The organism is Polaromonas sp. P1_E3 (genome assembly GCF_056405935.1).
The window spans coordinates 1-5105 of record NZ_JBFUBD010000198.1 but is presented as its reverse complement, the minus strand read 5'-3'; the positions used below and the strand labels follow the sequence as shown (position 1 = coordinate 5105).

The window sequence follows — 5105 nt, the reverse complement described above, 5'->3', positions numbered from 1 at the left end:
ATTCCACTGCGATTGGGCTTGCCGCTGCTGGGGTTCTGCTTGTGGGCTTGTGTGCCTGGCTGGTTGTGCGCCAGCTCTGAGAGCTCGTTTTTCCGCAACTACTTTAAGACTTTAAGACGGCTCACAGCCACTTTCAAGGATGCCAGCGCGACACCGCCCGCGGCGTCTGAGCCGACTTGCTTCCGGCGAGCGCATACGACAGCTGGTTCGCCGCGCGGATGACACTCTTTGCGTGCTTCATCAGTTTGGTCTTTGGCAGCCGCGCACTCGGGCCCGAGATGCAGATGGACCCCAGCAATCGCCAGTTAAGGCCGAACACCGGCGCCGCGACGCTGGCCACTTCGGCTTCGCGTTCGCCCATTGAGATCTGGTACCCCTGCTCACGGATCGATTCATACGGTTCTCCCGMTGCGCCGCTGAAGGCCAGGATCACACGCCCCGGCGCGCCCTTGTTCAGAGGCAGCCGCTCGCCAACACRCACGTGGTGCCGCACTGATTGCGGCCCTTCGACACGCGCCACGCAGGCGCGAATGTCGCCTTCGCGCACGTAGAACGACGCGCTTTCGCCGCTTGCCTCGACGAGCTCGTGCAGCGTGGGCTCGACGATGCGGTTGACGTCGAACCCGGCCTGGTAGCGCGCCCCCAGCCAGCCGGCGGCCGGCCCCAGCCGCCACTGACCGTCGTCGGCCTGCACCAGGTACTGCGACAGGGCCAGCGTGCGCGCCAGGCGCAGCACCGTCGTCTTGTGCATGTGTGAGCGCCGGCTCAATTCCGCCAGCGAAAGCGTTGACTCGCCCACCTCAAAAGCTTCCATCAGCGAAAGCGCCCGCGTCACCGCGATGACGCCGCCGCCGGTCTCAACTGGCTTATTTGCTGGATCGTTGCGCATGCCGCACCATGGTTCACTGTATGAAACGGTATTGTATGGCGTGCAACGCACGCCTACAGTCACACCCATACCGCAGCTATTGTTTTAAAGCGGAGCCTTGGAGACATATTCATGAAACTTTCCCGCCGTTGCGTGCTGGCCGCTGCCATCGCATGTTCCCTGGCCACCAGCGCCTTTGCGCAGGCCTGGCCCACCAAACCCATCCGCCTTGTCGTCCCGTTCCCGGCCGGCGGCGGCACTGACATCATCGCCCGCGAAGTCACGAACAAGATCACGGGCTCGGGCTACAACTTCATCGTTGACAACAAGCCGGGCTCGGGCGGCAACCTCGGCGTGGACGCCGTGGCGAAGTCGCCGGCAGACGGCTACACGCTGGTGCTCGGCCAGACCAGCAACCTGGCGATCAACACCAGCCTGTACCCCAAGCTTCCGTACGACCCCGTGAAGGACCTCACGCCCGTGAGCCTCGTGGCGAGCGCGCCGCTGGTCATCGTCGTCGCGGCGGACTCGCCGTACAAGACGCTTGCCGACATCGTGGCGGCATCCAAGGCCAAACCCGGCTCCCTCAACTACGCAACCTCCGGCAACGGCACCGTCGCACACCTCGCGACCGAATCCTTCCAGAAGGCCGCAGACGTCAAGCTGACGCACGTGCCGTACAAAGGTGCAGCACAGGGAGCCACCGACCTGATTGGCGGGCAGGTGCAGCTCTATGTGTCTTCCATCCCCACGCTCATCGGCCATATCAAGAACGGAAAGATGCGCGCCATCGCCGTCACGTCGGCCAAACGCACCGAAGACCTGCCGCAGGTGCCAACCGTTGCCGAGTCCGGCTACAAGGGCTTCGAGGCCGTGACTTGGTTCGGTATTGCCGGGCCCGCAAACCTGCCGAAGGAAGTCGTCGCCAAGCTCAACGCCGACATCAACAAGGCGCTGCAGGCGGCCGACCTGCGCAAGAAGCTGCGCGACCAGGGCGCCGACGTGGCAGGGAGCACGCCGGAGCAATTCAGCAAACTGATTCGTGAAGACATCACCCGCTGGGGCAAGATTGTTAAAGAATCCGGTGCGAAAGTAGATTGACATGACACAAGACATCATCCGCAAATTTCACCGCGTGCCGGCCGCCGTTGTGCGCCAGGCCGCTGCATTCCAGCCCGCCATCCTGGCTGACGTGGCCGGCCGCAGGGGCGCCATGCACGGGCGCATCAAGGCATTGCGCCCTCGCATGAAATTTGCCGGAACGGCGTTCACCGTTGAAGTCCGCCCCGGCGACAACCTGATGATCCACGCGGCCATGTCGTTGGCACAGCCGGGTGATGTGTTGGTGATTGACGGCAAGGGTGACCTCACCGCGGCATTGATGGGCACCATCATGATGACCGCCTGCAAACAGCTGGGTATCGTCGGTGTTGTCATTGACGGCGCAGTGCGGGACACCCTCGAAATCGACGAAATGGATTTCCCTGTCTTTGCGGCCGGGTACAACCCGAACGGCCCCACCAAAACCTGCCCGGGCCGCATCGGCCACGCTGTGACGGTGGGTGGCGTCACCGTGCAGGCGGGCGACTTCGTGATGGGTGACGCAGACGGTGTTGTCGTGGTGGAGCGCGAGAAGATCGAATCCCTGCTGCCGGCCGCTGCGAAAAAAGTGGCCGACGAAAACGCACGGATAGCGGCGATCAAAAAAGGCGACACGGCAGCGAAATGGCTAGAGTCAGCGCTGCGCAGCGCCGGTGTGCTGAAAGAAGGCGAGTCGCTGTGAGCAACAGGCAACCTGTCATGAAACCGGTCATTCTGGTCACTGCGGCAGATCTTGCGCCGGAAGCGCTGGCGCTTTTGCAGGGTTACGAAGTCATCTACGCCGGCAAGACGCCGACGGAAGAAGACATCGTCGCCCTCTGCCAGCGACACGACCCGGTAGGCATCATCGTGCGCTACAGCAAGGTGGGCGCAGCCGCCATCGCCGCGGCGCCATCCCTGCGCGTGATCTCCAAACACGGCAGCGGCACCGACACCATCGACAAGGTGGCAGCCGCCGCGCGGGGCGTCGAAGTGCGTGCCGCGGCCGGCGCCAACGCCAATGCCGTCGCCGAGCAGGCCCTGGCATTGATGCTCGCCTGTGCAAAGTCAATTCCCGTACTGGACGCGCGCATGCATGCCGGCCACTGGGACAAGGCCACCCACAAAAGCGTGGAACTGTATGGCAAGACTGTCGGGTTGATAGGCCTGGGTGCCATCGGGCTGCGCTTTGCACGCATGGCGAGTGCACTGGGCATGGAGGTCCTGGGCTATGACCCTTACGCCAACGAGCTGCCGGAATTCATGACACGGGTCGAGCTCGAAACGCTTTGGCACAAAGCCGACGTGATTTCTCTGCATTGCCCGCTGACGGATGAGAACCGCAACCTGCTGAATGGCGCCACACTGGCAAAGTGCAAAAGAGGTGTGATCATCATCAACACGGCGCGCGGTGGGCTGGTGGATGAGGCCGCTTTGCTCGAAGGCCTGCGCAGCGGCCAAATCCATTCCGCAGGCCTGGACAGCTTCAGCGTGGAACCCATGGCGCCGGGGCACCCCTTCCAGAACGAGCCGGGTCTCATCCTGAGCCCCCACATCGGCGGTGTCACGAGCAACGCCTACGTGAACATGGGCGTTGCGGCGGCGCGCAATGCGCGAAGCGTGATTGAAGGCGTTACCGCTGGGGCTTTGGCTTAGCTACTTATCGACGGCTACTTGGGGCATGCGCCCCAGCCCGGCCAGCGCCTTTCGCTTTTACTGCGGCACCAGGCCGGCGGCTTTCACCAGGTCGGCGTGGATGCGAATCTCTTCTGAAATCACTTGCGCCAGGGGCTTGGCCTCATCGGGTGCCGGCTCCATGCCGATTTCCAGCAGTTTGGTCTTGGCATCGCCTCTGAGGAAAGCCTTCGCAGACTTGCTGATCTTGTCGATCACAGGCTGCGGCGTTTTGGCGGGCACCAAGAGGCCAATCCATGCCGACAGCACCACGTTGTTCACGCCGCCTTCGCGCAGCGTGGGAATGTCCGGCGCAGAAATGGCGCGTTTCTCACTCAGCACACCCACCGCATGCAGCTTGCCCGACTTGATGTGCGGAAGCGCCTCCGGCAGCGGGGCAAAGGCCATGTCCACCACGCCGCCGATGAGGTCGGTAATGGCCGGCGCACCGCCCTTGTAGGGAACGTGCAGCAGCTTCGCGCCGGTCTGGCTTTCAAACATCAGCCCGGCCAGGTGCTGCGGGCTGCCGTCACCAGAAGAGGCATACGTCAGCTTGCCCGGGTTGGCCTTGGCCGCCGCCAGAATGCTCGCCGGCGTTCCATACTTCGCCTTGTCGTTCACCACCAGCACCATGGCCTGGTTGACCAGCTTGGTCACCGCCACAAAGTCGGTTTCCGGGTTGTAGGGCAGGGTTTTGAAAATGCTCTTGTTCGTCGTCAAAAAAGACGCCGGCGACACCATGATGGTGTAGCCGTCCGGCGCCGCCTTGGCCACCACCGGCACCCCAATCTGCCCCGAGCCGCCGGCCCGGTTGTCCACCACAAAGGGCTGGCCCAGGTCGGTGGTCAGCTGCTGGCTGACCTGCCGGGCCACCATGTCGACGCTGCCGCCAGCCGGCAGCGCGACGATGACCTTGACCGGGTGACTGGGGTAGGGCTCTTGCGCGAAGGAGGGGGCAGTCAGAGCCAGACTGGACGCGGCGCAAAGCGCCAGGCAAGCGGTGCGGGTGAATGACATAGGTGGCTTTCGGAGTTGGAGTGCAGGGCGTCGGCAGTTCGTATGGCAAACTTGTTCGCCTTAGGGCAAGGGATGCAAGTTGTGTGCCTGAAGAGAGGTGCGAGACATGAATCGGGGCGGCTAGCAACCACATGGTCGCCACGCTTTTTCGGACATATCCTGCAGGGTGTCGGTCGTTTTCGGACCTGCCAATACGCGATTGAAGATGCAGACTCATAAGTTCAAAGCCAAACAGCGTCACAGCTATGCTTTGACAAATCTACAGTGGAGTTATATGGACCAGTTACCAAGCCAGAGCTCTGAGCGGGAAACGCTGAAAGTCACAACGCTACTACCTATTCTTTCCGCGTATTTCATTGCGGTCGGTGCTTTATACCTGTGGGGATTTTGGGGATCATTTGGCGTCAACATCATGGAATACCTGGGCCTGACTGACGTGGTGAAGGTCGCCGCATGGCCCGTAGGG

6 protein-coding genes are annotated in these 5105 nt (G+C 62.5%); 4 read left to right on the top strand and 2 right to left on the bottom strand.

Going from position 1 to position 5105, the window contains the following annotated elements; translation table 11 throughout:
• Nucleotides 1-133: 133 nt before the first annotated feature.
• Nucleotides 134-889: an IclR family transcriptional regulator gene (locus AC1D0Z_RS15765; RefSeq protein WP_477659165.1), complete on the bottom strand. Its 756-nt coding sequence runs from the start codon at nt 887-889 to the stop codon at nt 134-136.
• A gap of 111 nt (nt 890-1000) precedes the next feature.
• Between AC1D0Z_RS15765 and AC1D0Z_RS15760 the strand changes: the two genes are divergently transcribed.
• The 3 genes from AC1D0Z_RS15760 to AC1D0Z_RS15750 are packed head-to-tail and all read left to right on the top strand — an operon-like array spanning nt 1001 to nt 3604.
• Nucleotides 1001-1969 carry a Bug family tripartite tricarboxylate transporter substrate binding protein gene (locus AC1D0Z_RS15760; protein ID WP_477659164.1) on the top strand — a complete coding sequence of 323 codons (969 nt, stop codon included), beginning with the start codon at nt 1001-1003 and terminating at the stop codon, nt 1967-1969.
• Nucleotide 1970: 1 nt separating this feature from the next.
• The gene (locus tag AC1D0Z_RS15755; RefSeq protein WP_477659163.1) at nt 1971-2651 is read left to right on the top strand and encodes an RraA family protein; all 681 of its coding nucleotides are present in this window, start codon (nt 1971-1973) and stop codon (nt 2649-2651) included.
• Between the two features lie 17 nt (nt 2652-2668).
• Nucleotides 2669-3604, top strand: coding sequence for a hydroxyacid dehydrogenase (locus AC1D0Z_RS15750; RefSeq protein ID WP_477659162.1), 936 nt, complete (start codon nt 2669-2671; stop codon nt 3602-3604).
• Between the two features lie 57 nt (nt 3605-3661).
• On the opposite strand, the gene AC1D0Z_RS15745 is transcribed toward AC1D0Z_RS15750, so the two are convergent.
• A complete protein-coding gene (locus AC1D0Z_RS15745) occupies nt 3662-4639 on the bottom strand; it encodes a Bug family tripartite tricarboxylate transporter substrate binding protein (RefSeq protein WP_477659161.1) in 978 nt (325 codons plus the stop codon).
• A gap of 199 nt (nt 4640-4838) precedes the next feature.
• Between AC1D0Z_RS15745 and AC1D0Z_RS15740 the strand changes: the two genes are divergently transcribed.
• A partial coding sequence (locus AC1D0Z_RS15740; RefSeq protein ID WP_477659160.1) for a hypothetical protein occupies nt 4839-5105 on the top strand: 267 nt, incomplete at its 3' end.